We start from the raw sequence: 26,053 nt of genomic DNA, 5'->3' as shown, positions 1-26,053 counted from the left end.
CTTTTTTTTGTGGGTTTTTTTTTTTGCGCCATTGAAAAACCGTGGCGCGGCCGGCCCCCCCCCCCCCCCCCCCCCCCGCCCCCGCGGGGGGGGCCCCCGCGGGGGGGGGCCCCCCACTGGGTTCCGGCGTACGCCGCCGGACGGCGGTCTGGGACGGCGGCCTCAGACGGTGGCCAGTTGCGGGATCAGGCGCAGGGCGTTGTCGTGGAGGACGCCCTGGAGCTGTTCCGGCGTGAAGGACGGGTCCGCGTCGAGGGCCGGGAGGGCCAGGTCCGTCACCGTGTCGGCGGGCGCGGCGGGCCAGTCCGTACCGAAGAGGATGTGGTCGGCGGGCACGTGGGCGAGCAGCGTGGCCGCCGGAGCCATGGGGCCCGCCGTGTCGTAGTAGAAGCGGCGCAGGTGGTCGCGGACCGCCGCCGGGTCGACGGGCGGGTCGCAGAACCGCCCCAGCGCCTGCATGCGCGTCGCGATGTACGGCAGGAAACCGCCCGCGTGCGGCAGGATCACCGAGATGTCGGGGAAGCGGTCCAGCGTCCGCTTGCTGATCATGTTCACGGCCGCCCGCGTGGTGTCCAGCAGGAAGTCGCACATGAAGTTCGGGATCCCCGGAACCGTCGGCGCCCCGGGCGGGCCGCCGCCCGGAAGGTGGTGCGGATGGGTGTCCACCACGGCGGACCGTTCGTTCAGCTCGGCGAACACCCGGTCGTAGGACGGGTCGCCGAGGTACACGCCGCCGTAGTTGGCCGTCACGCTCACGCCCACGGCACCGAGCTGCCCCAGTCCCCGGCGTACGGCCCACGAGGACGCGTCGAGGTCGTCCAGGAACAGCGGCACGTAGAACGAGAACCGTCCCGGGTGCGCGTTCACCACGTCGATCATCGAGCGCAGCGTGATGGTGATGGCCTCGCGCAGCTGCGCCGACGAACGGTAGCGCGCCGGCAGCATGGGCTTGAGGACGGCGGTGGCGACACCCGCGCGGTCCATGAAGGCGATCGCGTCCTCGGCACCGAGCCGCGCCCATGGAGGCAGTTGCTGAGGTGTGATCAGGTCGTGGTGCTCGGCCCACTCGCGCCATTCCGGTGCGCAGTAGTGCTGGTGCATGTCGATTTTGGGATGGCCGCCGTGCGCCTCGGCCGAGGGGAGCGCGGCGTCGCCCAGCGGGGCGTGGACGGGCGCCTGCGCGCCCCTGCCCGGGCCGGTGCCCGCGCCCGGGCCGGTGTCCGTGCCCGCGACGGCGAAGGCCGCCGCGGGCGCTCCCGCGAGGTCCATGCCCGAGCTGCTCTGGGGGTTCTGCATACCGATCGACCGCCCGCTTTCGTTCTCGGTCACTTTCCGGAGGCCACGGAGGCGGCCACGGATGCGAGGGGGGAGGCGGGGCCCGCCTCCCCGGGGCCGCGCGCCGGATCCAGGACGAGCAGGAGCCGCTCCAGGCCCCGGAACGCCGCCACCGGCCCCTTGAGCCACGCGCCCGTGCTCTCCTCCTCGTCCGCGAGCCGCATGCGCGGGAACTCCCGCAGCAGGCAGGAGAGCGCGATCTCGAGTTCGAGCCGCGCCAGCGGGGCCCCCAGGCAGTAGTGGGTGCCGTGGCCGAAGCCCAGGTGCGTCCCCTGGAGTCCGTCGCGCGTCACGTCCAGGACGTCGGGGGAGTCGAACTTCTCCGGGTCCCGGTTCGCCGAGGAGATGGCGATCTGGACGAGCGAGCCCTGGGGGATGAGCGTCCCGCGGATCTCGGCGTCCTCGGCGGCGTACCGGAACGTCGAGGTCTCCACCGACCCCTCGAAGCGGACGATCTCCTCGACGGCCCGTGGGATCAGGGCCGGGTCCCGCCGGAGCAGCTCCAGCTGGTCGGGGCGCAGGAGCAGATCGAGGACGCAGTTCCCGATCTGGTACGCGGTGGTCTTGTGGCCGGCGAAGAACAGGACCCACAGCGACGCGACGAGTTCCGCGTCGTCCAGGCCGTCCTCCGCCGTGACGAGGTCGCTGAGGAAGCAGTCCGAGGGGTGGGCGCGCGTGTGCGCGACCAGCTGTGCCAGCCGGTTCTGCAGCCACTCCTCGGCCGCCTTCAGCTCCGCCTTCATGCCGGGGTTGAAGCGGGCGCGCGTGACGACCGCGAACTGTTCCAGGATCTCGGGGCGGTCGGCCTCCACGATGCCCATCAGGTCGCACAGGACGGCGATGGGCAGCGGGAACGCGAACGCGGACATCAGGTCCACCGGCTCGTCCGTACGGCACTCCCGCAGCAGCCGCTCGGTGATCTCGGTGACGCGTGGGCGCATCTCCTCCACGCGCCGGGGGGTGAAGCCGCCCCTCAGGACGCGGCGCAGCCGGGTGTGGCGGGGCGGGTCGGAGAAGAGCACGTTGTCGTCGAGGGCGTCGAAGAAGCTGCCGTACACGGCGTGGTAGGTGTCCAGGGCCCCGCGCATGTCCTTGCTGAAGCGCGGGTCCGACAGCGCGTCGCGGGCGTCGTCGTAGCGGGTGATGAGGTACGTGGCGACGCCGTGCGGCGGGGTCAGCAGGCACACCGGGTCCCGCTCGCGCAGCGCGGCGTACATCGGGTGGGGGCAGACGCGGTACTCCGGCGCGCCCCGGGACACGGCCGACACGACGTCATGCAGCGCTCCGCCGCCCGGTGCCGCCTTCTCCTGCGTCATCTTCCGCACCCTCCGTGACGTTCGCCTGATTCGGACACACCGGTTCCCGGGAGCGGGCGATCACCAAACGGCCCGTGATTCGTTCGAGTACGACCGGTACCGGGCGGGCCGGGCCGCGCGGCACCCGTCCCGGGCGGCCGGCGGGCGGTCGTCAGCCGACCGGGGGTCCGCCGTCCGGCCGTCGGCCGTCCGCCGCGGCCGTGTGGCGGGGCGGCGGGACCCGGGGAAAGGCTGCTCGTGCAACCGGTCCGCCCGACACCCGTGCGACCAGTCCGCCACGACAGGAGTCCGCGCATGGCCCGCAGTTCCGCCCTGATCGTCTCGACGGCCGCCGTGCTCGCCCTGGCGGCCGCCGCCGTTCCCGGCGCCGCGTCCGCGGCGAGCGCCGCGTCCGGCGCCGACATGGCCAAGGCCGCCGCCGACCGTGCGACCGTGTACCGGGTGACCGCCCCGTACCTGCTGCACGCCAACGGTGTGAAGGCCGGCTACAAGCCGGACACGTACTGCGTCGTGGACCGGGCGGGCTCCGGCGGCGCCCTCGGCTACCCGCACTTCAACCACGCGTACGACAACTCCGTGGACCCGGCGAAGCCGGCGGCGCTGTTCTACGAGGACGACGGACGCGGCGGCAAGCGGCTGGTCGGCGTGCAGTGGCTGGTCTACGACCGTGACCAGAACCTGGCGACCGACGACGACCGGCCGTCGCTGTTCGGCAAGGCCTTCAAGGGGCCGAACCGCGGCAACTTCCCCGGCCAGCCGGTCCACTACGCCCTGCACATGTGGCTGTGGAAGAAGAACCCCAAGGGCACGTACGAGACCTACAACCCGGCGGTCGCCTGTCTCCCCGGCACCACCCGCCCCAAGCCCCAGACCACCTGACGCCCGCTGTCCGCACGAAGGGGAAGGAACGGCGCGCGATGACCGCTGCCGAGAGCGCTGACCAGGTCAGCGTGCACCTGTCCGACTGCACCCGGGAGGCGGCGACCGCGGTGTTCGGCGTCCTGGAGGCCGCCTTCCCGGACCCCGAGGCCGCGACGGCCGGCGGGCCGGTGACGCTCGCGGACACCGCCACCGTGTGGTCGATGGCCGTCGACGTCAAGGACCGCACCGCTCGTGGTGCCGCCGTGGCCGGTGCGCTGGGCGCGCCGGCCACCGCCGACCTGTACGGGGCGGCGGACCCGGTGCGCCAGGTCCGCGAGGAACTCGCGACGGCCTTCGAGGTGGAGGACCGGGGCACCGTGTCCGGCGAGCACGAGCTGGAGGTACGCCTGCGCCTGACCGACCGCGCCTGACCGCCCCCGGGCCCCCGGCCCCCGGGCGTGCCGCCGAGGCCCCCGGCCCCGGCCCCCGGGCGTGCCGCCGCGGCCCGGCCGGGGCACCCTGGAGGTATGCCCCGAGCCAATGACGAGGTCGAGGCCCTGCTCCAGGAGTACGCCGACCTGATCGCGATCAGGGGCGGGGACGCCTTCAAGGTGCGGGCCTACGAGAAGGCGGCCCGGGCGGTCGGCGGCCATCCCGGCGACGTCTCCACCCTGGACGCCAAGGGCCTGCGGGAGATACCGAACGTCGGCGCGTCCCTGGCCGGCAAGATCGTGGAGTACGTCTGCACGGGCCACATGTCCGTCGTGGACGAGGCGCGGGCGTCGGTGCCCGCGGGCGTACGCGAGCTGATCGCGATCCCCGGGCTGGGCCCCCGCAAGGCCATGGTCCTCTACCAGGAGCTGGGCATCACCTCGGTGGACCAGCTCCTCGACGCCGTCCACCAGGAGCGCCTGCGCGACCTGAAGGGGTTCGGCGAGCGGACCGAGGAGAACATCCTGCACGGCATCGCGCTGCTGCAGCAGGCCGGCGAGGGCCGGATGCTGCTCGGCGCCGCCATGGACCTCGCCGAACAGATCGTCGCCGAGCTGGCCGCCGTCCCCGGATGCGTGCGCTGCGCCCACGCCGGCTCGCTGCGCCGGATGCGCGAGACCATCGGCGACCTCGACATCCTCGTCGCGGCGGACCGGCCGGAGCCCTTCATGCGGGCCCTGACCGACCTGCCGCTGACCGCCGAGGTCATCGTCGGGGGCCGGAAGAAGACCTCCATCCGCACCACCACCGGCCTCCAGGTCGACCTGCGGGTGCTGCCCGCCGCCTCCTGGGGCGCGGGACAGCAGTACTTCACCGGGTCCAAGGCGCACAACATCCGCACCCGCGAACTCGCCGTCCGCCACGGCCTGAAGCTCTCCGAGTACGGCCTCTTCGACGCCGGGACCGGCGAGGTGATCGCCTCCGAGACCGAGGAGGCCGTCTACGAACGGCTCGGCCTGCCCTGGATCCCGCCGCCCCTGCGCGAGGACCGGGGCGAGATCGCGGCGGCGCTGCGCGGAGAACTCCCCGACCTGCTCACCGACCAGGACATCCGCGGTGACCTGCACACCCACACCGACCTCACCGACGGCCTCGCCTCGCTGGAGGACATGGTCGCCGCCGCTGCCGCCCGCGGGTACGCCTACTACGCCGTCACCGACCACGCCCCGAACCTGTTCATGCAGCGCATGACCGACGAGAAGGCCCTCGCGCAGCGCGAGCGGGTCCGGGCCCTGGACCGCACCCACCGGCGGATGCGGCTGCTGCACGGCACCGAGCTGAACATCGGACCCGAGGGCGACCTCGACTGGCCCGACGACTTCCTGGCCGGCTTCGACCTCTGCGTGGCCTCGGTGCACTCGCAGTTCGACCAGAGCCGCCCGGCCCTGACCCGGCGGCTGCTGCGCGCCTGCGAGAACCCGCACGTCAACATCATCGGCCACCCCACCACCCGGCGCATCGGCAAACGCCCGGGCATCGACGCCGACTTCGACGCCGTCTTCGAGGCCTGCGCCCGTACCGGCACCGCACTGGAGATCAACGCCCACCCGGAACGGCTCGACCTGCGCGACGAGGACATCCTGCGGGCGAAGCGGTACGGCGTGAAGTTCGCGATCGACTCCGACGCCCACTCCACGACCCACCTGCCGTACATGCGCTACGGCGTCGGAACCGCCCAGCGTGGCTGGCTGACGGCCGACGACGTCATCAACACCTGGCCCCTGGGGCGGCTGCGCCGCTTCCTGCGCAAGACGCCGACCTGACCCGCGCCGCACCGGGCTGCGGCTCCTTTCGGCCAATGCATGTTCTGTACATGACATCTCGACGAGGGTGTGGGAATCTCCGGTCGCGCACCAAGCTCTCTCCCGGACCCCGCGCGGGACACCCCTGCCCGCGCGGCGTCCGGCGCACTCCGGGCGGGGCCCGCCGGTCCCGCCCCACCCCCACACGGAAGTGGCAGGAGAAGCGACATGCGAAAGTTGGCGCACCTGACCGGCGCGGGCATCCTGGCCGCCGCGCTCACCGTCGGTACGGCCGCCGCGGCGACGGCCGCCGCCCCCGCCGCCGACCAGCGGCTCGACGGCGTGATGCTGGTCGCGGGCAACAGCTGTTCCTGGACCAACGCGAAGACCAGCGCGAACCCGCCCGCCGCCCTCACCGTCGACCGCGGCACGATCAACACCCCGGGTGGCAACCTCGCCTGCGGCGGCGGCATCACCGCCACGCTCAACAACAACCCCGCGTTCACCTTCGACGACGCCGCCGGGCTCGCCCGTACCGACGTCATCGACATCAGCGGCAGGATGAGCTTCATCACCTGCCGCTACAAGGCGACCGGCATCGTCTGGAACCGCGACGGATCGACCCGCAAGTACGTCAACCAGGCCTTCACGGCGACCAAGACCTCCGGCAGCTTCCTGTGCCCCGGCTCGGTCACCACCCCCGCCGGTGACGCCTCCATGCTCTTCCACTGAGAACCGCCCGCCCCGCGCCTCCGGTGCCGCCCGGCACCGGAGGCTCTTGGCGTGCGCGCGGCCGCACCGCCCCGAGGCCCCGTCGCGGCCGGGTCAACTCCGCGGCGGGCCGAGCGGGTGACGACGCGCCGCGCACGTCCGGCCGGACGCCCCAGGGAGAATCGATTCCGTGCGTGGCGCTCCGGGGGCGCGCTCGCCGGGATGGCGTAGCGTCGTGACTCCGTCACCGACAGCAACCTTCCGTCAGCTCTCCGTCACGCCCCTGGAAGGCCGCCATGCGCCTCGCGCCGCAGCACACCGAGGTCCTCGACGCCGGCCCCGCCCCGGCCCCCGCCGGCACCGCCGAGAACCTGCGCTTCCTCCTCACCCACACGCTGCCCGCCTTCGTCCGCGGGTTCGTCAACCCCCGGCCCGCCGTGGTCAAGGCGTACGCCGCCCTGGACCAGCCCGCCTGGTCGGCGGCCACCCTGCGCGCCCTGCGCGCCCGGCACGGCGGGGCGCCCGTCCTGCTGCGCGGCATCTCGGGACCCATGCTGGTCCTGCTCGACGTCCAGGACCTGCGGCAGTTCTACCGCGAACCGGTCCGGACCCTGGCCATGGACCCGCCCGACAAGAACAACGGCCTGTCGATCCTGGAACCCACCGGGGTCATCTGCTCCCACGGCGAACTGCGCGAGGACCGCCGCCGGATCAACGACGACAGCCTCGCGGCCGAACGTCCGGTGCACCCCTCCTGCGAGCCCTACCTCGCCGTCGTGGCCGAGGAGGCCGGGCGGATCCGGCCGCGCACCTCCCGCGCCGTCCTCGACACCCCCACGCTGCGCGACGCCCTGCACCGGATCAGCCGCCGCGTCGTCCTCGGCGACGCGGCCGCCGACGACGAACAGCTCACCGACTGGCTCTACGTGCTGCGCGACGAGGCCAACTGGATGGGCCGGCGCAAGAAGCGGACCCTGGCCGCCCGCGCCGTCTACGACCGGGCCACCGCCCGGATCGAGTACTACGCCGAGACCGCCCCCGCCCACACCCTGGCCGCCCGCGCCCGGACCCACCCCGACCCGGCCGGCGACCTCGACCCGGTCGGCCAGGCCCACCACTGGCTGCTCGCCCTCGACGGGCTCTCCGGCGTCGCCGCCCGCACCCTGCTGCTGCTCGCCTCCCACCCCGCCGAGCAGGACCGGGCCGCCGCCGACGCGGCCGCGGGCGGCACCGGACTGCCCCAGCTGCGGGCCTGCGTACGGGAATCGCTGCGGCTGTACCCGCTCGTACCGGACCTGCTGCGCGTCACCCGGGCCGAGACCACCTGGCGCGGCGTGCCCTTCCCGCCCGGAACGGCCGTCCTGGTGCCCGCCCAGTTCCACCAGCGCGACCCCGAACACGTCACGGCCGCCGACCGGTTCGTACCCGGCCGCTGGCTCACCGGGGAGGCCGCCGGGAGCAACCGGCTGGCACCGTTCAGCCACGGCGGCGGCCGCTGCCCGGGCGAGAACCTCGGACTGCTCGTCGCCACCGCGTTCTGCGCCGAGGTCCTGCGCACCCACCGCCTCGCCCGGGCCCTGCCCGCGCTGCCGGCCGACCGGCCCCTGCCCGGCACCGTGGACACCGCCGGGATCCGCATCGGCGTCGTCCCGCGCTGACGCCCTCCCCACCCCGCCCGCACCCACGCCACGCCCCTGCCGCACCGCCGAGCGGCACGCACACCGCACCCGACAGCGAGGCCCCGATGACCGGCACCGCCCCCACCGACCGACCGACCGCGGGCCCCGTTCACGGCCCGCGGCCCCGTACCCACGTCGCCGCCCCGTACGGGCCGCCCGGACTGCTCGAACGGGCCGGATCGGCCCTCTTCGCGCAGATCAACACCCGCCGCGAATGGCACGAACTCCCGCTGCCGCTCGCCCTGCTCAACCTGCACGTGCTCCGCGACGACCTGCGCCGCAAGAACCTGTACGACACCTTCCGCGCCGGCGGGGAACGGCCCCGCCGCGCCACCGGGGAACTGCGGCCGTACCGCTCGTACGACGGCTCCGGCTACGACCCCTACGACGCCGACATGGGCCGTGTCGGCACCCGCCTGGACCGCAACGCCCCGCTGGACCTCACCTTCCCCGAATCCGACGAGGACCGGCTCTCCCCGAGCCCCCGCGAGGTCAGCCGGCAGCTGCTCGCCCGGCGCTCCTTCGTCCCCGCGACCTCGCTGAACCTGCTGGCCGCCGCCTGGATCCAGTTCCAGATGCACGGCTGGGCCAACCACGGCGACAACGAGACCGCCGAACCGTTCACCGTCCCGCTCGCCCCCGACGACGAGTGGGAGGAGTCGCACGGCGGCAGCTGCCCGATGCGCGTCAACCGCACCCGCCCCGACCCGGTCGCCCACACCACCCCCGACGCCCCGCCCACCTACGAGAACACCGTCACGCACTGGTGGGACGGCTCGCAGCTGTACGGGTCGACCGAGGAACGCTGCCGCTCCCTGCGCACCGGCGAGCACGGCAAACTGCGGCTCACCCCCGAGGGGCGGCTGCCCACGGACCCGCGCCCGGGCCTGGAGTGCCTGGACGCGACGGGCATGAACAGCGACTACTGGGCGGGCCTGTCCCTGCTGCACACGCTGTTCGCCAAGGAACACAACGCGATCTGCGACTACCTGCGCTCCCACCGCCCCACCTGGGACGACGAGTGCCTGTTCCACACCGCCCGGCTCGTCAACACCGCCCTCCTGGCGAAGATCCACACCGTGGAGTGGACCCCGGGCATCCTCGACACCCCGGTGCTGCGCATCGCGATGAACGCCAACTGGTACGGCATGCTGCCCCGCTGGGTCGGCCGGCGGTTCGGGCGGTTCGGCGACGGCGAGCTGCTCAGCGGCATCCTCGGCTCCCCGACCGACCACCACGCGGCGCCGTACTCCATGACGGAGGAGTTCGTCTCGGCGTACCGGATGCACCCGCTGATCCCGGACGAGCTCGCCGTGCGCGACCACCGCGGCGGGGGCCTGCGCGCCACCATCGGCTTCGACGACATGCAGGGCCGCACCACCCGCACGGCCGTCGACGAGTACGGGATGAGCGACCTCCTGTACTCCCTGGGCACCGCGCACCCCGGCGCCCTGGTCCTGCACAACCACCCCGACGCCCTGCGCGACTTCCTGCGCATCAACGGGGAACACGTCGACCTCGGCACCGTGGACATCCTGCGCGACCGCGAGCGCGGCGTCCCCCGCTACAACGCCTACCGGGCGATGCTGCGCAAGCGGCCCGTCACCTCCTTCGACGAGCTCACCGGCGGCCACCGCGCCGACAGCCGGCTGCTGGAGGACCTGTACGAGGGCCGGCTCGACCGCGTGGACACGCTCGTCGGCAACCTCGCCGAACCCCGCCCGGCCGGCTTCGGGTTCAGCGACTCGCTGTTCCGCATCTTCATCCTGATGGCCAGCCGGCGGCTGAAGAGCGACCGGTTCTTCACCCGCGACTACCGGCCGGAGGTCTACACCGCCGAGGGCCTGGAGTGGGTGGACCGCAACGGCATGGTCAGCGTGCTGCTGCGGCACCATCCCGAACTCGCGCCCGCCCTCGGCGGGGTGACGAACGCCTTCGCCCCGTGGCGCCGGGGGCCGGCGGGGCGCTAGGCAGGGGGCGGGCGGCGCTCGTCAGGACAGGAGCTTCGCCTTGGCCTGCTGGAACTCGGCCTCGCTGAGCGCGCCCTTGTCCTTCAGCTCGGCGAGCCGGGCCAGTTCGTCCACGCTGGATCCGCCGGACGAGCTCCCGGCGGTCTTGCGGATGTAGTCCTGGAAGGCCGCCTCGGACTCGCTGGCCTGCTTCATGTCCCGCTGGGTCATGCCCTTGCCGCGGACGATGACGTAGACCAGGACGCCGAGGAAGGGCAGCACGATGCAGAAGATCAGCCAGCCCGCCTTGCCCCAGCCGCTCATCTCGTGGTCGCGGAAGATGTCCATGACGATCTTGAAGAGCAGGAACAGCCACATGATCCACAGGAAGAACCACAGCATGGACCAGAAGACGCTCATCGCGGGGTAGTCGTCCATCGAAGCCTCCGTTGCACGGGCCGAGTGCCCCTGATCGGCAGTATTCGTCCGCTCCGCGTCATCCGCATCCCGGAGGGTCCGGCCGGGGACGGCCCCCCTCACCCGGTCGGACCGCCCCGCCGCGCGCGTTCGCCCCGGGCGGGTTGCGATGGAGGCCGACCCGGAGGAGGCCGGCGATGTCGCAGGAGAACACGCAGGGCGAACTGGCCGCACTGCGGGCCCGGGTCGCCGCACTGGAGTCGGAGGCCGCCGCGCGGCCGCCGCGCAAGCACCGCATGCGCTCGCTCCTGGCCGCCGTCCTGATCGTCCTCGGCTGCCTCCTGGCACCCCTGGGCATCGTGGCGGCCTGGACCTCCGACATCGTCGGCGACACCGACCGGTACGTCACCACGGTCGCCCCGCTCGCCTCCGACCCCGACGTGCAGGCCGCCGTCGCGAACCGGGTCACGGGCGTGGTCATGGAACACATCGACCTCCCCGCGCTGCTGGAGGACGTGGCCCCCGACCAGCGGCCGCTGCTGCAAAAGGCGCTGGGCAAGGTGGGCGGCGGGCTGGAGAGCGCGCTGAGCAGCTTCGTACGGGACAAGGCGCAGGAGGTCGTCTCCTCGGACGCCTTCGCGACGATCTGGACCAACGCCAACCGTACGATCCACACCGCGTTCGTCCGCGCCCTGACCGGCGGCGGCGACGGCGCCGTACAGATCAAGAACGATTCCGTGACCATCGACCTCGCGCCCGTGATCGCAGAGGTCAAGCAGCGGCTCGTGAAGGCCGGGCTGGGCGTCGCGAACAAGATCCCGGAGGTCCACACCGACTTCACCGTCGTGCAGTCGAAGGACATCGGGAAGGTCAAGACCGGCTTCCGGCTCCTGGAGATCATGGGCCTGTGGCTGCCCGTCCTCGCCGTGCTCCTCGCCGCCGCCGGCATCCTGCTCTCCGCCCACCGGCGCCGGACCTTCATCGCCGCGGCGCTCGGCTTCGCCGTCGCGGCCCTGGTCCTCGGCATCGCCCTGGCGGTCTTCCGCACGGTCTATCTGAACGCCCTGCCCGACACCGTCTCGCAGCCGGCCGCCGGCTCCGTCTACGACGCCATGGTCAGCCTCCTGCGGCTCAGCATCCGTGCGGTCGTCCTCCTCGGCGTGGTCCTCGCCCTCGCCGCCTGGCTCTCCGGGCCCGGCCGGTACGCCCGTGCGGTGCGCGAGGTGTGGCACTCCGGCATCCGCGCCACCCGTGCCACGGCCGACCGGCTGGGGATGCGCACCGGTCCTGTCGGCCCGTTCGTCCAGCGGCGGCGCGGCTGGATCACCTGGATCCTGGTGGCGGCGGCCGCGCTCACGTACATCCTGTGGCCCGACCCCACCGGCTGGGTGGTCGTGGGTCTCGCGCTCGGGCTGCTGTTCGCGCTGGCCATCGTGGACTTCCTCGCCGAGGAGCCGGCGCCGGCGCCGGCGGACACGGGGGACAGGGGGGACAAGGCGGGCACGGCGGGGACACCGCCCACCGGATAGCTCCGGCGCGGGTCCGCCCGGCACCGGTCACCACCGGCGCCGGGCGGACCCGCGTCCCGCGCAGGGTTCGTTCCGCGCAGGGGTTCAGGCCGCGACGGCGGACACCCGGCCCGCGGCCACCGCGTCCACCAGGGCCCGGTGGTCGCGTTCGTTCAGATCGGCGTACCCCTCCGCGAACGCCACCAGCGCGTGGTCGAAGACGTCCCGGCGGCCCAGGTACGCGGCGATGGCGATCCGGTCCCCGGACCGGGCGTGCGCCCGGGCCAGGGTGTACCCGCACACCTCGGCGAAGAGCCCCATCCCGCGCGGCTCCATCCGGGAGGGTTCGGCGATCGCCTTCCAGTCGCGCAGCTGCCGCAGGTAGAAGTCCCGTTCGAGGTCGTCGATGCCGTGCACCCGGTTCCAGCCGAGGAAGATGTCACTGGCCGCCTGCATGAGCCGCTGCCCGGCCACCACCCGCTCGCCCTGCGAGGCGTACTCGCTCGCGCCGGCGTGCGCGGCGAGCACCGACTCGCCGGCCTCCTTCGCCTGGAGGATCAGCGGGTCCGCCCCGTCCCGGCCCAGCAGCAGCACGACCCAGCAGCGGGTGCCGACACTGCCGACGCCCACCACCTTGCGCGCCATGTCGACCACGGTGTACTGCCGCAGCAGGTGCTGCCGGTCCGTCGGGAGGGTGTGCCCGTACCGTTCGATCAGGTCGCGGATCTGCTCCTCCAGCACCGCGCGCTCCTTGTCCGGCATCAGCTCCGCGAGCGGCGTGATCAGGTGCGGCACGGTCACGAACCGGCGCTCGCCGCCCACCTCCTCGGTGAGCTTCTCGAACGCCTGCAGGCTGTCGCGGCCGCGGGCCTTCGACAGGGTCTCGGACAGGATCCTGCGCCCGCGCGTGCGCAGCGACTCGGCCGCCAGCTCCTGGAGCCGGTCGGCGTCGAGGCGCGCGTACCAGACGTCGAGGTTGCGCATGGCCGCGAAGCGGCGGATCTGCTCGCGGTACGACCGCACCGCGAGGCGGACGACCGTGGCCCGCTCGGCATCGCTGTAGCCGTTCTCCCGCCCCGCGATGACCAGGCTCGTCGCCAGCCGTTTGACGTCCCACTCCCACGGGCCGGGCAGCGTCTCGTCGAAGTCGTTGATGTCGAACAGCAGGTTGCGTTCCGGGGATCCCAGCAGCCGGAAGTTCAGCATGTGCGCATCGCCGCACAGCTGGACCCGCAGGCCGGAGTCCGAGGTTCCGGCCAGGTCACCGGCCATGATCGCGGCGGCTCCCCGGTAGAAGCGGAAGGGCGATTCCGTCATCCGCCCGTACCGGATCGGCACGAGTTCCGGCAGCCGGGTGGCCGACTGCCGCTCGATCACGTCCACCGGATCCGGCCGGTGCGCGGCGGGCTCGAAGTCACCGTGACCGGACCGGGGCGCCAGCTTGCGCGCGGCCCGGCCGCGCGCCGCCCGGTCCGCCGGGGAGAGCCATGGTCCGCCGCCTGCCGCGGTCGCCGCGTAGATCGCCGTCATCGGAAGCCTCCTGACCGCCGGTCCTGCGCCTTCCAGGATGGCACCCGGGCGGCGACGCTGCTATGACACCGGCCCCGCCCGGGGACCGACACCGCCTACTCCTCGCTACTCCTCGCCGGTGCCGTCCGGTGCGCCCCAGCGCGGGGCGGGGCTGCCCAGGCGGCGGGCCAGGAACGGCTCCTGCGCCAGTACGGCCCCCGCGCTGATGCCGATCGCGACGGCCACGCACAGCACGATCAGCCACGACAGCAGGACGAAGACCGAGCCGGCCGCGCCGTACTCGCCCAGCGCCCGGTCGAGGGCGACCGGCATGTAGTAGCGCGCGGTGACCGACAGCGCGGTGACCGCGCCGCCGGTGAGCAGGGCGCCCGGCAGCAGGGCGAGCCAGCCGACCGCGCCGCCCAGCAGCAGGTGCTGGGTCCACCACCAGATCCCCGTCTGGAAGAGGAACGTGAGCGGGACCCCCAGCCACATCCCCACGCCGAACCCGTCGCGCACCGGGCCCTGGACGGCCAGCAGGGAGGTCCAGACGGCGATCCACACCACCCACCGCCAGGCCGCGACCCGGGCCACGTTCCGCGGCAGCTCCCACGCCCGCTTGCACAGCCGCTGTACGGCACGGCTCACCGCCGTCGCCGACAGCAGCACCATCAGGCCCCCCACCAGCCCCACCGCATCCTGGAGTTCCTCGTCGGACGCGCCGAAGAGGTCGTTCAGCTGTTTGGCGGCCTCGCCGTTGAGCCCGAACACCGCCCGGATGGAGGAGGACAACTGCTCCCGTACCGCCGTCGGGGCGAAGGAGGCGAGGAGGAAGAGCAGCGGCACCGCCGTGAGGAATACCTGAGCGGCCACGCGCGTCGCGGAGTCGAAGATGCTCACCGTGACCATGCGCTCGGCCAGGTGGGTGATCACCGGGAACCGGGCCTCGGCCTCGTGACGCACCCGCAGCCCGGCCGCCGCCATCCTCCGCGAACGGGCCCGCCACCACGCGGCCGAGGTCCGGGTCATGGCGGCCTCCTTCGTGTGCGTCCAGGTTGGCGGACCGGGGTGGGCGCGGCATCTCGAACGGCGCGCGGGGCCGCCCGCCGTCCGCAGTCCGCACATGCGAAGCAGCGGACGCGGTGCTGGAATGGACGCGAGGGGGCGTCCGCTTCCGCCCACCGTCCGACGTCCGACAGGAGCCGCGATGAGCAGCGAGGCCGAGTACCGCAGTGAGCCCGGTGGCATCGAGGACATGGGGCCCGTCGACTACCTGGTGGTCGAGTTCCCGGGCAACCGCATGACGGGCGAGGGCCTTCCCCTGCTGGTCGACCTGGTCGACCGGGGCATCATCCGCATCCTCGACCTCTCCTTCATCCGCAAGGACGAGGACGGTACGGTCACGGCGCTGGAACTGCGCGACCTCGGCGACGAGGTCGACCTCACCGTCTTCGAGGGCGCTTCCTCGGGCCTGCTGGACCAGAGCGACATCGACGACGCCGCCACCGCCCTGGAACCCGGGAACTCCGCCGGGGTCCTCGTGTACGAGAACACGTGGGCGGCGCCGTTCGCCCGCGCCCTGCGGCGCGGCGGAGCCCAGCTCGTGGCGTCGGGCCGGATCCCCGTCCAGGCGCTGCTGGCGTCGCTGGAAGCCATGGAGGATCCGGGCGAGGGTGAGTGAGCGCGGGCGGCGCGTGTGCCGCCCGCACGTTCCGCCGGCCCCGCCACCCGGGTCCCCGTTCGTTGCACCGATCAGATCCCCCCAGCCTGGAGGTGAGTGCCGTGCCCGGACTCCTTCGCGGCGTCGCCCGCACCGCCGTTGTCGCCGGAACCGCCACCGCGGTATCCAACCGGGTGTCCCGCCGGCAGGCCGGCCGCTGGGCGCAGCAGGAGGCCCCGGCGCCGGCCCCCGCCGCTCCGCCGCCCGCCGCGCCGGCCGCCCCGGCCGACGACATGACGAGCAAGATCGACCAGCTCAAGGAACTCGGCGCCCTCCACGAGCAGGGCGTGCTGACCGATGAGGAGTTCGCCGAGCAGAAGCGCCGGCTCCTCGGCTGACCGGGCGGTACGGACGTACCGGCGGGGATGCGAAAGGACGGCTCCATGACGCAGCCGCGATCGCAGCCGCAGCCACAGCCGCAACCCCGGCCGCAGCCGGGGCAGGCGGGCGGGGGGTCGGGGGAGACCGAGGCACTGCGCCGGCTGCTGCGTACGCCGGGATACCGCAAGACGCTGGTGTTCAGCGCGCTCATCGGCGTACCCGTCTCGCTCGCGGCGTTCTGGTTCCTCGCCGCCCTGCACGAACTGCAGCACCTGGTGTGGACGGATGCCCCGAAGGCCCTGGGCTGGGACGGCCCGCCCTGGTGGTGGCCGCTTCCGCTGCTGCTCCTCTCGGGCGTCTGCGTGGGACTGATCGTCACCCACTTCCCCGGCGCCGGAGGGCACATCCCGGCCGCCGGCCTCCAGGCGACCGGCCCTGGCGCGGCGGCCGTGCCGGGCGTGGTCCTCGCCGCGCTGTTCAGCCTCCCGCTCGGCGCCGTCCTCGGCCCCGAGTCCCCGCTCATCGCGCTGGGCGGCGGACTCGCCCTCGCCTTCCGCAACCTCTCCCGCGCCCCCGCGACACCACAGGGCACCGCTCTGCTGGGCGCCGCCGGGGCCGCCGCGGGAATCGCCGCGATCTTCGGCAATCCGCTGATCGCCGCCGTGCTGCTGATGGAGGTCGTCGGAGTGGGCGGACCGCAGCTGTTCGCCATCATGCTGCCCGCCCTGCTGTCGAGCGGGATAGGGTCCCTCGTCTTCACCGGCTTCGGCCGCTGGACCGGCCTGGGGACCGGCGCCCTGGAACCGGCGTACACCGCGCCGTCGTACCGGCTCGACACCGGGGACGTGCTCTGGTCCATCCTGCTGGCCGCCGCACTCGGCGCCTTCGTGCACTACATCCAGTACGTCGGCCGGCTGGCCGCCGTCCAGGTCGCCAGGCGCCCGGTGCCCGTCACCGCCGTGTGCGGGCTCCTGGCCGGTGCCCTGGCGGCCTGCTACGCGCTGGTCACCGGCCGCACCCCGGTGGAGGTGGCCTCGTCCGGGCAGTCCACGCTGGGTGAACTCGCCGCCGATCCGCACGCCTGGGGTGTGGGCGCGCTGATCGCCGTCCTCCTCTTCAAGGGCGCCGCGTACGCCGTGTGCCTGGGCAGTCTGCGCGGCGGCCCGATCTTCCCGGCGCTCTTCCTCGGTGCCGCCGCGGGGGTCCTGGCCGCGCCGCTGCCCGGGCTGGGCGTCGGCGCGGGACTCGCGGCCGGCATGGCCGCCGCCGCGACGGCCGCGATGCGGCTGCCGGTCAGCAGCGTGGTGCTCGTCGTCCTGATCCTCGGCAACGCGGACATGATCGCGGTGGCGATCCTCGCGGCGGTCGTCGCCTTCGCCACCACCGAGCTCCTGCCGGCCGGCCCGGCGATCCCGCCGGTCGGCAGGACGGCGGCCCCGGCCCCGCCGGCCCCTGCCGCCCCGGCGGCCACTCCGCCGTCCGCGTAGGCGGGCGCAGACGGCAGCACCGGTCTCGGCACCGCTCGCGGGGCGCTGTCGGCGTACTCGTGCCCCCGGGGAATCCGGCCATCCGACCCCGGTATGTCTGATTCCGTGCTGTCGCGCGGTGCGGGGTGCTGGTGGGATGCGGGGGCCGATGGAGGGGGACCGATGGACCGATCAGACCTCGACGTGGACGAGGCGCACCTCACGGGACTGAGCGACGATCTGGGCGCCATGTGCGGGCACCTCCGGCGGCAGGTGGCCCGGATGGACGCCCTCGTGCAGGTCATCGAGGGCCGCTGGCAGAGCTCGACCGCTTCGGCGTACCGCCGCCTCCACCGGGACGCGGCTGCCGACGCCCGGCGGATCGAAGGCGTGCTGGCGCGGCTCCAGCAGGCGGTCGTCCTGAGCCGGGACGGATTCACCGACCAGGAACTCGAGACCGTCCGGCGGCTGCGCGCCGAGCACGAGGCGGAGCTCCCCGGCACCGCGGGCCCGCTGCCCACGACCACCGCACCGGCCGCCCCGCGCAGCCGGATCGCGGACGTGTAGGAGGGGACATGAGCGGCGGCGACGACGCGATATCGGTCGACTTCAAGGGCCTGGCGGAGCTGACGGGCGAACTGGAGGACATCCTGCGCCAGCTCAACGAGCAGCTGGAAACCCTCTACACCCGGGCCGAGAAGGTGGTCCTGACCTGGCGGGGCGAGGCCCGGGACGCCTTCATCGACCAGCTCGACGCCTGGGACCGCTCGGCCCAGGACCTGCGGACGGCGCAGAAGAACCTGCACACCGCGGTGGTCAACGGCCACCTGAACTACACGGCCGCACACCGGGCCGTGTTACGGGGCTGGGGGGCCGAGTGACCACGCCGCCCAGCCGACCGGCGGCTTCAACGTCGTACCTCTCAGCCTGATCATCGTTGCCTCCCGGTTCGCCACCCACCAGAAGCTGATGGACCAGGCGCCGAAGAAGCTGCTGGAGGGGCTGCGCAAGTATCCGGACGCGGGAGGCAACGGGTCCGCCGTGGCCGAGTTCGGCCAAGAGTACGTACGGGTGGCCAACCGCTATCTGGAGGTGTGGGCGAAGGCGGTGGAGGCCATCGGCGGGGCCGCAGTCGGCTTCGCCACCACCGCGACCCACTACGTCATCGCCGACGCCGCGTCCCACCCGGGCGGTATCCAGCCGCTCACCTTCCCCCCGCCTTTGGTGATCGACAAAGCCCCGAACTACGGAGCGGTACCGGATCTGCGCTGGGGCGACCGGGACGGCACCGAAGGCATGCTCACCTCCCTGCTGGAGGGCGTACCGGAGTTCATCCGCGAGATCGTGAGCCGGATCGTCGCCGAAGCGCTGAGGTGGGGCAGGGTCGCCTCCGTCTACCCGCTGCCGCACCATCACCATCTGCTGTCCCTCTCCAACGAGTGGCTGCAGATGAATCAGGCCCTGAGCGCGGTCGGCGGAGCGCTGATCGGTGAGGTGGATTCGATCACCAACCCCGCCCAGGGGCACGACGAATGGCAGGCGGCGGCCCGCGCGTTCCTCAGCTCGCTGTGGGGCACGACGGCGTGGGGCAAGGGACAGCGCTTCAATCGCCGCTGGAAGCATGACAAGGTCGCCGGGAACGTCTCGCACCCCGTGTTCTCCGTGCTCATGGACACGGCGGCCGAGCTGAGCCAGATCCTGTTCGAGCTCGCCCAGGCGGCGGAGACGCTGCACAAGCGGGTGTGGGAGGAATACAAGGAGGCCGTCAAGGAAACCGTGAAGGACCTCATCAAGATTCCCGGCCAGGATGCCGTCAAGGACGGACTCGACTGGGGAGACTTCAAGAAGGTCGGGAAGGACCTGATCAAGAAGGGGGCGGCGGGGCTCGGCGTCGGCGTCGTCCTGAACCTCGACAAGGACGAACTGAGCCGCATCGTCAACGAGTACGAACTCAAGGTCGAGGCACTCACCACCCGGCTCGGCAACCTCATGGGCCCGCTCGACGAGGCGTACCTGAGTGCCCCGACCTACCGGGCCGAACAGGCGCGGGCCGAGGCCTTCGGTATCCGCGCTCTGGACGACTTCCAGCTCGCCCATCCGTGGGGGGTGGAGGACCGGACCCAGCACACCTACAAGATCGACCTCGCCGCCCAGGAAGGCATGTTCGACGCCCATGCGATCGACAAGCACGTGGCCAAGACGGACGAACAGCTGAACCAGCGACTCCGGGACGAGGCGAAGAACGTCGCCGGTGTGCTCATCCCGAAGCCCACCGCCGCCTCCACCTTCGAGAGCCTGGAAGCGGCCCAGCGGTACGTCCAGTACGCCATCGACACCAAGTCCCCCGAGATCACGGCCTGGATCTCGAAGGTACCGCCCCCGGCGGACGGGGCCCCCTACCCCCTCAGCGTGCCGGGCCCGGGCCCGGAGCCGACGGGGCGGTCGGTCACCCGCTCCGACTGGGTGATGTACGGCGATCGCGCCCAGGCCCAGCCGGTGTACGGGATCAAGGTCGAGCTGCGCTACCGGCCGGGACTGGTCCCGCCGTTCGTCGTGCACACGGCCATGCCCGACAACGTCAATCCGGCGACTACCGTGGGCGCACCATGAGCGACATCGAACGCCACACCTGGGAAGAGGCGCTGAGCCTGTTCCGTTCCACCTACTGCTTCGTGGCAGTCGGCCCGCGCCGGGCCGGACCGGGCTGGCAGACCGACCTCGCCGCCGTCCTGGAGCGGACGGTGACCGATCCACGCGGCTGGGCAGGGATCGACTTCGGCCGGGACGAGGACCTCGACCCCGAATCCGGCGCCGACGGATCCGTTCCCTCCTCACCCTTCCTGGCGGACCGCCTCGCGCGACCGGCCGAGTGGCTGCGCCCCGTGGAGGCCGGGCGGGCCGCGTACCTGCTGGTGGCCCTCACCGACGGCTGGTGCCGGATCTACGACGCCCCCGGCTTCCAGGAGGACCCGCAGCGGCTCCTCGGGCTCGCGTCCACGCTGCTGGCGCGCTACGGCGAGAAGGCGGAGTACTTCACCAACCTGAGCCCCGAATGGACCGACGGCGACGGGCCGTTCTCCTGGACGCCCTTCACCCCCTACACCACCGACTTCGGGCTCGTCTGCGTCACGGACCGGGAGATCGGCGTGTTCTGGACCTTCAACAGCGCCTGAACATCTGTACGTCCGAGCCCAGGAGACCACCGCGATGCTCACCCGCAGTTCCAGCTACCCCGACCGGGAAACCGCACAGTGGGCCACCCAGCAGGTGGTCACCCTCAACGAACACGTCGTCCGGCGCTGGCTCGCGCAGGGCACCCGCAGCCGGCTGACCATCGAGGCGGCCTGGCCCTCGCGGCCCGAGCCGGTCGGCCGGGTGGCGCTGCGCGCCATGATGCTCGCGGGACGCGAGCCCGTACCGGTCAGAGCGGCCCGCGTCGTGCTGCGCCTGGCCCCCGAGAGCCCCCACGGCTTCGTGGTCCACTCCACCTTCCCCTGCTACTTCTGATCCGCCCGATCCGCCGAGGAGCCGTCGTCGTGCCGATGAACCCGCTGGAATTCGACCGCCGGTACGGGGAGCTGGAGCAGCTGATGCGCGCCTTCGTCGGCGTGCCGGGGGACGGCCCGGAGTACGAGCGGGCCCTGCGCGCCTACCTCCGCCACACCTGGCACAGCCGGCCCTGGGCGCTCGCCCTGGCCGAACAGCAACTGCGCGCCTACGCCGACAACCCGCCCGGGCGGCTGCGCAAGCGGCTGGGCGAGTACTACGCCCTGCCCGACGCGGGCTTCGACGCCGAGCGGCTGCGGGAGCTGGCCGACCGGATCCGGGAGAGCGTCGAGTCGGCCGACGTACCCGAGCCCGGGATCCCGCAGACCCGCTGGGAATGGCACGCCCAGTTCCCCGAGGCGGCCCAGCTGCTCGGCGGCTGGTTCTCCCAGGACATGCCCGACGAGTTCGCCGGCCACGAGGCGGCCGTGGACGACTACCGGGCGGGGACGCATCCGCGCCTGGTGGCCCGTGCGGTCGGGGAACTGCGCGAGTTGCTCGCGCTGGACCTGAAGGACGCCGACTACGACGCGGTGCTGGCGGACCTCGGCATGGAGACGGAGCCGCCGGACGGATACGGCGCCGCCGTGTGGCTCGCGGTCCTCGCGGACCTGCTCACGGCACCCGGTCCGCCCGGTGACGGTGACGGAGCGGGAGTGTAGGGGTCCGGGAACTCCGGCCGAGATCTTGCCCGTTGGGCAGCCGGTCCTCCGCTGTCGCGTGGGTGAGAGGGTGAGGGGGTTCGTGCGTACCCGTCCGACGGAGGAGAACCCCCGGTATGGCCGTCATCCACAACGTCGCCCTCCGGCCGGCCAAGCTGGAATTGCTCACCCACTGGCTGCCCACCCGCCCGTGGTACCGCGGCGGGGCGGGGGCGCCGCGGCCGGCCAAGGCCGGCGGCTTCCGGCTGGACGACCCGCGGGGCGAGGTCGGGATCGAGTTCATGGTGGTCACCGATGCCTCCGGCCCGCTCCCGGTCGCCTACCTGGTGCCGCTCACCTATCGCGGCGCCCCGCTCGCCGGGGCCGAGCACGCGCTCGTAGGCACCATGGAGCACGAGGTGCTGGGCCGGCGCTGGGCCTACGACGGCTGCCAGGACCCGGTGGCGGCCGCCCAGTTGCGTGCCCTGATCGCGGGGCGGGTGCAGGCCCAGGACCAGAACACCAGCGACGCCGTGGACCGGGAGGTCACCCGTTCCTGCACGGTCGACGACTCTTTCGCCACTGATGCGGTCGCCACGGATTCCCCCGGCACGGGCGGTGACGACGACGAGGGCACCGAGCTGCCCGCACCCGCCGGTCTGACCCTCCGTCTGCACCGGGTGCTGCGCCCCGTCCCGGACGGCGCGGTGGTGTCCGCGCCGGGGACGGCCGGCCATGTCGCCGGCGCCTGGCGGCAGCCGGACGGCAGCCGCGCCCGGGGGCTCTTCGCCACCCTGCGTACCGCCGCCCGCTGAGCGGCTCTCGCCCGTCGGCACGGGCAACTCGGCCTGATCCGGCGCCCGTACGGCTGTCGCGGCGGTGGCGGGCGGGGCTACCGTTGCGGGACCGCGCGGGTGGGGACGGTGAAGGGGGAGCGTCATGCTGGACGAGGCACTGGTCGCGCTGGCGGCCGCGGTGGGCTCGGGCGTCGTACAGGCGGCCGGTACGGACGCCTGGCAGGCGCTGCGCGGCCGGCTGGCGCGGGTGCTGGGCCGGGGCGACCGGCAGCAGGAGAGCGTCCAGATGGAACGGCTGGACCGGACCGCTGCCGAACTGACGGCGGGACAGGAGGGCGGCGGGCCGGCGGACATCGGGCCCGCCGGCGACGACCGTGACGAGGTGCGGACCCGGCACGGCGCGGCCTGGCGGACCCGTACCGAAGACCTGCTGGAGGCACTGGAACCGCACCAGCGGGCCGAGGTCGTGGCGCAGCTGCGGGCGCTGCTCGACGAGACGGCGCGGGCGGCCCGGCCGGCCGCCGGGGGAGTGGTGGGGAACGTGTTCCACGGCCCGGCGGCGGTCCAGTCCGGGGACGGCAACGTCCAGGTGAACCGGTTCGACGCCCGCCCGTGACCGGGACCGGGCCCCACCGGGGTGACGAGGGCCGGGGTGGTGAGGGTCAGGGTGGTGAGGGCCGGGGTGGTGAGGGCCGGGTAGGGGACGCGTTCCGCGGGCCGGCCGGGGTGCAGCGGGGGAGCGGGAACCTCCAGATCAACCTGCACGAGCACCGCACCGGCCTCCTCTCGGCCTGCGCCGTCGCCCTGGTGTGCGTGGCCACCGTGATCGCCGTACGGGTGGGCGGTGACGACCCGTCCCCCGGCACCCCGCCCGCGACGCGCACCCCCGCCCCCACGCCACCGGGCACGCCCGGCGCGGATCCCCCGGTGCTCACCGGGCGGCTGGTCAACGGCGACGGCGGGCTGTGCCTGCGGGTGCCCGGGACGGAAGAGGGCCTGGTCCCGGTGCAGGACACGTGCACCGACGGCGCCGACCGGACCTGGGCGCTGGAATCGCGGGACGGCGGCGCCACCCGTACGCTCCGCAACGCGCACAGCGGCCGCTGCCTGGCCCTGGCGAGCCCGGAGAACTTCGCCCCCGCGCGCCAGCTCGCCTGCGCCGCCGGGCAGCCGGGGCAGCGCTGGGAGCTGCTGCGGGGCAACGGCGACCGGGCCGGGCAGTTCATGCTGCGCAGCACCGGCAGCGCCAAGTGCCTGGTGGCGCAGGGCGCGGCGGTGGCCGGGCCCGCGGTGCAGATCTCCTGCGGTGAGCACTTCGCCGACCAATGGTGGCGGTTGGTCACGGCGAGCGGCCCCGCCGTGTCCTGACCCCGCAGACGGGGAGGTCCGCCGAGGCGTCCGGCCGGACCGGCGGACCAAGTGGACGCAAGGGGTCCTTCAGCGGGGCGCAACGGCCGGGGCCGACCCTGGGGCGCGGCGGCGCCGGCCGCCGACCCCGGCGACCGCCGGGGGACGTCACGGGCTCCACAGCACCGTACGGGGCGGCTCCGCGACCTCCGTACGCCCGGCCGGAAGCCCCGTAACCGCACCTGCGAGGCCGCCGCGATGACCGAGTCCGTTGCCTTCCCCCAGGACCGCACCTGCCCCTACCAGCCGCCCGCCGCCTACGATCCGCTGCGTGCGGGCGCGCCGCTCCAGCGCGTCACCTTCTTCGACGGCCGCTCCGTGTGGGCGGTGACCGGCCACGCGGCCGCCCGGACCCTGCTCGCCGACGCGCGGCTGTCCTCCGACAGCCAGAACGAGGCCTTCCCGGTCCCCTCCGAACGCTACGTGGGACTGCTGCGCCGCCGTACGCCGCTGCTGGGCGTCGACGACCCCGAGCACAACCGGCAGCGCCGGCTGCTGATCCCGAGCTTCACCCTCCGCAGCACCCACGCCCTGCGGCCGCGCATCCAGGAGATCGTGGACGAGCTGATCGACGACATGATCGCCAAGGGGCCCGGCGCGGAACTGGTGGGCGACTTCGCGCTGCCGATGCCCTCGAAGGTGATCTGCTCGATGCTCGGCGTGCCGTACGCCGACCACGCCTTCTTCGAGGAGCAGTCGCGCCGCCTGCTGCGCGGCCCGGAGCTCTCCGACGTCGAGGACGCGCGGGACCGGCTCGAGGGCTACCTCCGGGACCTGATCGAGGCCAAGCGCGCCGCGCCCGGCGACGGGATGCTCGACGACATCGTCCGCCGTCAGGTCGAGGAGGGCGAATTCGACGCCGAGGAGCTCGCGGGCCTCGCCTTCATCCTGCTGATCGCCGGTCACGAGACCACCGCGAACATGGTGGCGCTGGGCACGTACACGCTCCTGGAGCACCCGCGGCGGCTCGCCGAGCTGCGCGCCGACCCCTCGCTCCTGCCGGCGGCCGTCGAGGAACTGATGCGCCACCTGTCGATCGTGGAGGGCATGCTGCGGGTCGCCGTCGACGACATCGAGATCGCCGGGGAGACCATCCGCAAGGACGACGGGGTGGTCTTCTCCCTGTCCCTCATCAACCGCGACGAGAGCGTCTACCCCGACCCGGACACCCTCGACTGGCAGCGCACCACCCGCCACCACGTCGGCTTCGGCCACGGCATCCACCAGTGCCTCGGGGCGAAACTGGGCCGCGCCGAGATGGAGATCGCCCTCGGCACGCTCCTGGCCCGGCTGCCCGGACTGCGGCTGGCCGTTCCCGCCGAGGAGGTCCCCTTCAAGCCGGGCGACACCATCCAGGGCATCGTCCGACTGCCCGTGACCTGGTGAGTCAGGGGAGTAGGGGTGGCAGGGGTGCGGCGCAGGGGTGTGCGGGGGCGGTTCAGGGGCTGAACCGGTGCGGTCAACCATGATCCACTCTTGGGCGGGCCGGACGTGTCTGGAATTCTGATCATCTCTTGATCGCCGGGGCGCATCAGGATGAACCAGGATCTTCCGACACCACGGGACAGCAGAGGAACCACCACGTGATAGAGCACTTCGAACGCGCCGCGCAGCAGGCCGGATTCGTCCTCGACGACGCCCAGCGGGAGGCCGCCGGGCGTCTGGCCCGGCTCGGCGCCGACGTCTCGCGCCGCCGCGGCCTCTTCTCCCGCCCCGCCCCGCCGCGCGGCGTCTACCTCTGGGGCTCGGTCGGCCGCGGCAAGAGCTGGCTGACCACCACCCTCTTCGACGCCGTACCCGTCCGCGAGAAGCGCCGGCTGCACTTCCACGACTTCTTCCGCGAGTTCCACGCCGCCTACCACCGCAACCGCAACGACCACCGCGTCACCGACCGCGCCGTCGCCGAACTCCTCGGCGACTGCCGCTTCCTGGTCTTCGACGAGTTCCACGTCCACGACGCCGGCGACGCGATGCTGATCGGCCGGGTGCTCCGCTCGATCCTCGACCAGCGGATCACCCTGCTCACCACCTCGAACTACCCGCCGGCCGGCCTGCTCCCCAACCCCGTCTTCCACGAGATGTTCCAGCCGGCCATCGCGCTCCTGGAGGAGTCGATGGACGTCGTCGAACTCGGCGGCGGACACGACTACCGCACCGCGTACGCCGGCGGTGCGCCCCGCTCCGAGTTCGAGCGCGGCGCCTACCTCTGGCCCGGCAGCCCGCAGCGGCTCGCCGCGTACGGACTGACCGCACCCGGCGAGGCCGAGCGCACCGCGGTGGAGGTGTCCGGCGGCCGTACGGTCCCCGCCCGCGCCGTCCGCGACGACCTCGTCTGGTTCGACTTCCACGACCTGTGCGACCGGCCCCACTCGACCGGCGACTACCTCGCCCTCGCCGACCGCTTCCCCGTCTGGGTGCTCTCCGGCCTGCCCCGCCTGGCCGGCGAGAGCGCGGACGCCGCCCAGCGGTTCGCCAACCTGATCGACGTGCTCTGCGACCGGGACATCCGCCTCGTCCTCGTCGGCGCGGCCCCGCTCGATGAGGTCCTGCGCGGCGAGTCCCTGCCCGTCGACGTCAACCGGACCGCCAGCCGTCTGACGCTGCTGTCCACCACGGCCGCGTCGGACGCGTAGGGG

At 73.2% G+C, this 26,053-nt stretch carries 26 protein-coding genes; 21 read left to right on the top strand and 5 right to left on the bottom strand.

From position 1 onward, the window contains the following. Nucleotides 1-162: 162 nt before the first annotated feature. Both ACZ6KO_RS18550 and ACZ6KO_RS18545 read right to left on the bottom strand, forming a co-directional pair. Nucleotides 163-1,329, bottom strand: a complete 1,167-nt coding sequence (locus tag ACZ6KO_RS18550) for an amidohydrolase family protein (protein WP_469305049.1) — start codon at nucleotides 1,327-1,329, stop codon at nucleotides 163-165. Then, nucleotides 1,326-2,651: a cytochrome P450 family protein gene (locus ACZ6KO_RS18545; protein ID WP_469305048.1), complete on the bottom strand. Its 1,326-nt coding sequence runs from the start codon at nucleotides 2,649-2,651 to the stop codon at nucleotides 1,326-1,328. The genes ACZ6KO_RS18550 and ACZ6KO_RS18545 overlap by 4 nt, the downstream gene beginning before the upstream one ends. 294 nt (nucleotides 2,652-2,945) lie before the next feature. On the opposite strand from ACZ6KO_RS18545, the gene ACZ6KO_RS18540 reads away from it, so the two are divergent. The 6 genes from ACZ6KO_RS18540 to ACZ6KO_RS18515 all read left to right on the top strand — a co-directional run bounded on the left by ACZ6KO_RS18540 (nucleotide 2,946) and on the right by ACZ6KO_RS18515 (nucleotide 10,106). Beyond that, nucleotides 2,946-3,530: a hypothetical protein gene (locus ACZ6KO_RS18540; protein ID WP_469305047.1), complete on the top strand. Its 585-nt coding sequence runs from the start codon at nucleotides 2,946-2,948 to the stop codon at nucleotides 3,528-3,530. A 38-nt stretch (nucleotides 3,531-3,568) separates the two neighbouring features. Next, entirely contained in the window at nucleotides 3,569-3,943 is a 375-nt protein-coding gene (locus ACZ6KO_RS18535) for a hypothetical protein (protein ID WP_469305046.1), read from the top strand. A 96-nt stretch (nucleotides 3,944-4,039) separates the two neighbouring features. Then, nucleotides 4,040-5,767 carry a DNA polymerase/3'-5' exonuclease PolX gene (gene polX, locus ACZ6KO_RS18530; protein WP_469305045.1) on the top strand — a complete coding sequence of 576 codons (1,728 nt, stop codon included), beginning with the start codon at nucleotides 4,040-4,042 and terminating at the stop codon, nucleotides 5,765-5,767. 207 nt (nucleotides 5,768-5,974) lie between these two features. After that, the gene (locus ACZ6KO_RS18525; protein ID WP_469305044.1) at nucleotides 5,975-6,478 is read left to right on the top strand and encodes a hypothetical protein; all 504 of its coding nucleotides are present in this window, start codon (nucleotides 5,975-5,977) and stop codon (nucleotides 6,476-6,478) included. A 275-nt stretch (nucleotides 6,479-6,753) separates the two neighbouring features. After that, complete coding sequence (locus ACZ6KO_RS18520; protein ID WP_469305043.1) at nucleotides 6,754-8,115, top strand: cytochrome P450; 1,362 nt, start codon at nucleotides 6,754-6,756, stop codon at nucleotides 8,113-8,115. An 86-nt stretch (nucleotides 8,116-8,201) separates the two neighbouring features. After that, nucleotides 8,202-10,106 (top strand): peroxidase family protein, encoded by a 1,905-nt coding sequence (locus ACZ6KO_RS18515; protein WP_469305042.1) that lies wholly within the window; start codon nucleotides 8,202-8,204, stop codon nucleotides 10,104-10,106. Between the two features lie 21 nt (nucleotides 10,107-10,127). Here the strand turns inward: ACZ6KO_RS18515 and ACZ6KO_RS18510 are convergent, their stop codons facing one another. After that, nucleotides 10,128-10,523: an SHOCT domain-containing protein gene (locus ACZ6KO_RS18510; protein WP_469305041.1), complete on the bottom strand. Its 396-nt coding sequence runs from the start codon at nucleotides 10,521-10,523 to the stop codon at nucleotides 10,128-10,130. 176 nt (nucleotides 10,524-10,699) lie between these two features. Between ACZ6KO_RS18510 and ACZ6KO_RS18505 the strand changes: the two genes are divergently transcribed. Continuing rightward, on the top strand, nucleotides 10,700-12,031 hold the full coding sequence (locus ACZ6KO_RS18505) for a hypothetical protein (protein ID WP_469305040.1): 1,332 nt from the start codon (nucleotides 10,700-10,702) through the stop codon (nucleotides 12,029-12,031). A gap of 84 nt (nucleotides 12,032-12,115) precedes the next feature. Here ACZ6KO_RS18505 and ACZ6KO_RS18500 read toward each other — a convergent pair whose 3' ends face one another. Beyond that, nucleotides 12,116-13,540: a DUF2252 domain-containing protein gene (locus ACZ6KO_RS18500; protein WP_469305039.1), complete on the bottom strand. Its 1,425-nt coding sequence runs from the start codon at nucleotides 13,538-13,540 to the stop codon at nucleotides 12,116-12,118. A gap of 105 nt (nucleotides 13,541-13,645) precedes the next feature. After that, the gene (locus ACZ6KO_RS18495) at nucleotides 13,646-14,548 is read right to left on the bottom strand and encodes a YhjD/YihY/BrkB family envelope integrity protein (RefSeq protein ID WP_469305038.1); all 903 of its coding nucleotides are present in this window, start codon (nucleotides 14,546-14,548) and stop codon (nucleotides 13,646-13,648) included. Between the two features lie 178 nt (nucleotides 14,549-14,726). Here ACZ6KO_RS18495 and ACZ6KO_RS18490 point away from each other — a divergent pair, with 178 nt between their 5' ends. From ACZ6KO_RS18490 to zapE, 14 genes are all read left to right on the top strand, one after another. Further along, nucleotides 14,727-15,200, top strand: coding sequence for a DUF6325 family protein (locus tag ACZ6KO_RS18490; protein WP_469305037.1), 474 nt, complete (start codon nucleotides 14,727-14,729; stop codon nucleotides 15,198-15,200). Between the two features lie 101 nt (nucleotides 15,201-15,301). Then, nucleotides 15,302-15,577, top strand: a complete 276-nt coding sequence (locus tag ACZ6KO_RS18485; RefSeq protein ID WP_469305036.1) for an SHOCT domain-containing protein — start codon at nucleotides 15,302-15,304, stop codon at nucleotides 15,575-15,577. A gap of 45 nt (nucleotides 15,578-15,622) precedes the next feature. Further along, entirely contained in the window at nucleotides 15,623-17,047 is a 1,425-nt protein-coding gene (locus ACZ6KO_RS18480) for a chloride channel protein (protein WP_469305035.1), read from the top strand. 162 nt (nucleotides 17,048-17,209) lie between these two features. Further along, nucleotides 17,210-17,593, top strand: coding sequence for a WXG100 family type VII secretion target (locus tag ACZ6KO_RS18475; protein ID WP_469305034.1), 384 nt, complete (start codon nucleotides 17,210-17,212; stop codon nucleotides 17,591-17,593). A gap of 8 nt (nucleotides 17,594-17,601) precedes the next feature. Further along, nucleotides 17,602-17,907: a WXG100 family type VII secretion target gene (locus tag ACZ6KO_RS18470; RefSeq protein ID WP_469305033.1), complete on the top strand. Its 306-nt coding sequence runs from the start codon at nucleotides 17,602-17,604 to the stop codon at nucleotides 17,905-17,907. A gap of 88 nt (nucleotides 17,908-17,995) precedes the next feature. Then, complete coding sequence (locus ACZ6KO_RS18465; RefSeq protein WP_469305032.1) at nucleotides 17,996-19,636, top strand: RNase A-like domain-containing protein; 1,641 nt, start codon at nucleotides 17,996-17,998, stop codon at nucleotides 19,634-19,636. Beyond that, nucleotides 19,633-20,199 (top strand): hypothetical protein, encoded by a 567-nt coding sequence (locus ACZ6KO_RS18460; protein ID WP_469305031.1) that lies wholly within the window; start codon nucleotides 19,633-19,635, stop codon nucleotides 20,197-20,199. The genes ACZ6KO_RS18465 and ACZ6KO_RS18460 overlap by 4 nt, the downstream gene beginning before the upstream one ends. Nucleotides 20,200-20,203: 4 nt before the next feature. Then, complete coding sequence (locus ACZ6KO_RS18455; RefSeq protein WP_469305702.1) at nucleotides 20,204-20,533, top strand: RNase A-like domain-containing protein; 330 nt, start codon at nucleotides 20,204-20,206, stop codon at nucleotides 20,531-20,533. 35 nt (nucleotides 20,534-20,568) lie between these two features. Beyond that, the gene (locus tag ACZ6KO_RS18450; RefSeq protein WP_469305701.1) at nucleotides 20,569-21,234 is read left to right on the top strand and encodes a contact-dependent growth inhibition system immunity protein; all 666 of its coding nucleotides are present in this window, start codon (nucleotides 20,569-20,571) and stop codon (nucleotides 21,232-21,234) included. A 116-nt stretch (nucleotides 21,235-21,350) separates the two neighbouring features. After that, complete coding sequence (locus ACZ6KO_RS18445; protein WP_469305030.1) at nucleotides 21,351-22,028, top strand: maltokinase N-terminal cap-like domain-containing protein; 678 nt, start codon at nucleotides 21,351-21,353, stop codon at nucleotides 22,026-22,028. Nucleotides 22,029-22,152: 124 nt separating this feature from the next. Then, nucleotides 22,153-22,626, top strand: a complete 474-nt coding sequence (locus ACZ6KO_RS18440) for a hypothetical protein (RefSeq protein WP_469305029.1) — start codon at nucleotides 22,153-22,155, stop codon at nucleotides 22,624-22,626. Between the two features lie 110 nt (nucleotides 22,627-22,736). Then, nucleotides 22,737-23,378, top strand: coding sequence for an RICIN domain-containing protein (locus ACZ6KO_RS18435; RefSeq protein ID WP_469305028.1), 642 nt, complete (start codon nucleotides 22,737-22,739; stop codon nucleotides 23,376-23,378). Nucleotides 23,379-23,615: 237 nt separating this feature from the next. Continuing rightward, nucleotides 23,616-24,803 (top strand): cytochrome P450, encoded by a 1,188-nt coding sequence (locus tag ACZ6KO_RS18430; RefSeq protein ID WP_469305027.1) that lies wholly within the window; start codon nucleotides 23,616-23,618, stop codon nucleotides 24,801-24,803. Nucleotides 24,804-25,000: 197 nt separating this feature from the next. Then, nucleotides 25,001-26,050, top strand: coding sequence for a cell division protein ZapE (gene zapE / locus ACZ6KO_RS18425; protein ID WP_469305026.1), 1,050 nt, complete (start codon nucleotides 25,001-25,003; stop codon nucleotides 26,048-26,050). Nucleotides 26,051-26,053 lie beyond the last annotated feature (3 nt).

Source organism: Streptomyces sp. NPDC042102 (assembly GCF_055582305.1).
Note: the sequence above shows the minus strand (reverse complement) of the source record. Positions and strands in the feature narration are given on the sequence as shown.

Coding starts and splice junctions, on each gene's coding strand:
- ACZ6KO_RS18505 (WP_469305040.1), top strand. CDS start 10,700: ATGTCGCAGGAGAACACGCAGGGCGAACTGGCCGCACTGCGGGCCCGG.
- ACZ6KO_RS18510 (WP_469305041.1), bottom strand. CDS start 10,523: ATGGACGACTACCCCGCGATGAGCGTCTTCTGGTCCATGCTGTGGTTC.
- ACZ6KO_RS18480 (WP_469305035.1), top strand. CDS start 15,623: ATGACGCAGCCGCGATCGCAGCCGCAGCCACAGCCGCAACCCCGGCCG.
- polX (WP_469305045.1), top strand. CDS start 4,040: ATGCCCCGAGCCAATGACGAGGTCGAGGCCCTGCTCCAGGAGTACGCC.
- ACZ6KO_RS18545 (WP_469305048.1), bottom strand. CDS start 2,651: ATGACGCAGGAGAAGGCGGCACCGGGCGGCGGAGCGCTGCATGACGTC.
- ACZ6KO_RS18500 (WP_469305039.1), bottom strand. CDS start 13,540: ATGACGGCGATCTACGCGGCGACCGCGGCAGGCGGCGGACCATGGCTC.
- ACZ6KO_RS18475 (WP_469305034.1), top strand. CDS start 17,210: ATGGACCGATCAGACCTCGACGTGGACGAGGCGCACCTCACGGGACTG.
- ACZ6KO_RS18525 (WP_469305044.1), top strand. CDS start 5,975: ATGCGAAAGTTGGCGCACCTGACCGGCGCGGGCATCCTGGCCGCCGCG.
- ACZ6KO_RS18515 (WP_469305042.1), top strand. CDS start 8,202: ATGACCGGCACCGCCCCCACCGACCGACCGACCGCGGGCCCCGTTCAC.
- ACZ6KO_RS18535 (WP_469305046.1), top strand. CDS start 3,569: ATGACCGCTGCCGAGAGCGCTGACCAGGTCAGCGTGCACCTGTCCGAC.
- ACZ6KO_RS18495 (WP_469305038.1), bottom strand. CDS start 14,548: ATGACCCGGACCTCGGCCGCGTGGTGGCGGGCCCGTTCGCGGAGGATG.
- ACZ6KO_RS18470 (WP_469305033.1), top strand. CDS start 17,602: ATGAGCGGCGGCGACGACGCGATATCGGTCGACTTCAAGGGCCTGGCG.
- ACZ6KO_RS18465 (WP_469305032.1), top strand. CDS start 17,996: ATGGACCAGGCGCCGAAGAAGCTGCTGGAGGGGCTGCGCAAGTATCCG.
- ACZ6KO_RS18490 (WP_469305037.1), top strand. CDS start 14,727: ATGAGCAGCGAGGCCGAGTACCGCAGTGAGCCCGGTGGCATCGAGGAC.
- ACZ6KO_RS18520 (WP_469305043.1), top strand. CDS start 6,754: ATGCGCCTCGCGCCGCAGCACACCGAGGTCCTCGACGCCGGCCCCGCC.
- ACZ6KO_RS18450 (WP_469305701.1), top strand. CDS start 20,569: ATGAACCCGCTGGAATTCGACCGCCGGTACGGGGAGCTGGAGCAGCTG.
- ACZ6KO_RS18440 (WP_469305029.1), top strand. CDS start 22,153: ATGCTGGACGAGGCACTGGTCGCGCTGGCGGCCGCGGTGGGCTCGGGC.
- ACZ6KO_RS18460 (WP_469305031.1), top strand. CDS start 19,633: ATGAGCGACATCGAACGCCACACCTGGGAAGAGGCGCTGAGCCTGTTC.
- ACZ6KO_RS18540 (WP_469305047.1), top strand. CDS start 2,946: ATGGCCCGCAGTTCCGCCCTGATCGTCTCGACGGCCGCCGTGCTCGCC.
- ACZ6KO_RS18445 (WP_469305030.1), top strand. CDS start 21,351: ATGGCCGTCATCCACAACGTCGCCCTCCGGCCGGCCAAGCTGGAATTG.
- ACZ6KO_RS18430 (WP_469305027.1), top strand. CDS start 23,616: ATGACCGAGTCCGTTGCCTTCCCCCAGGACCGCACCTGCCCCTACCAG.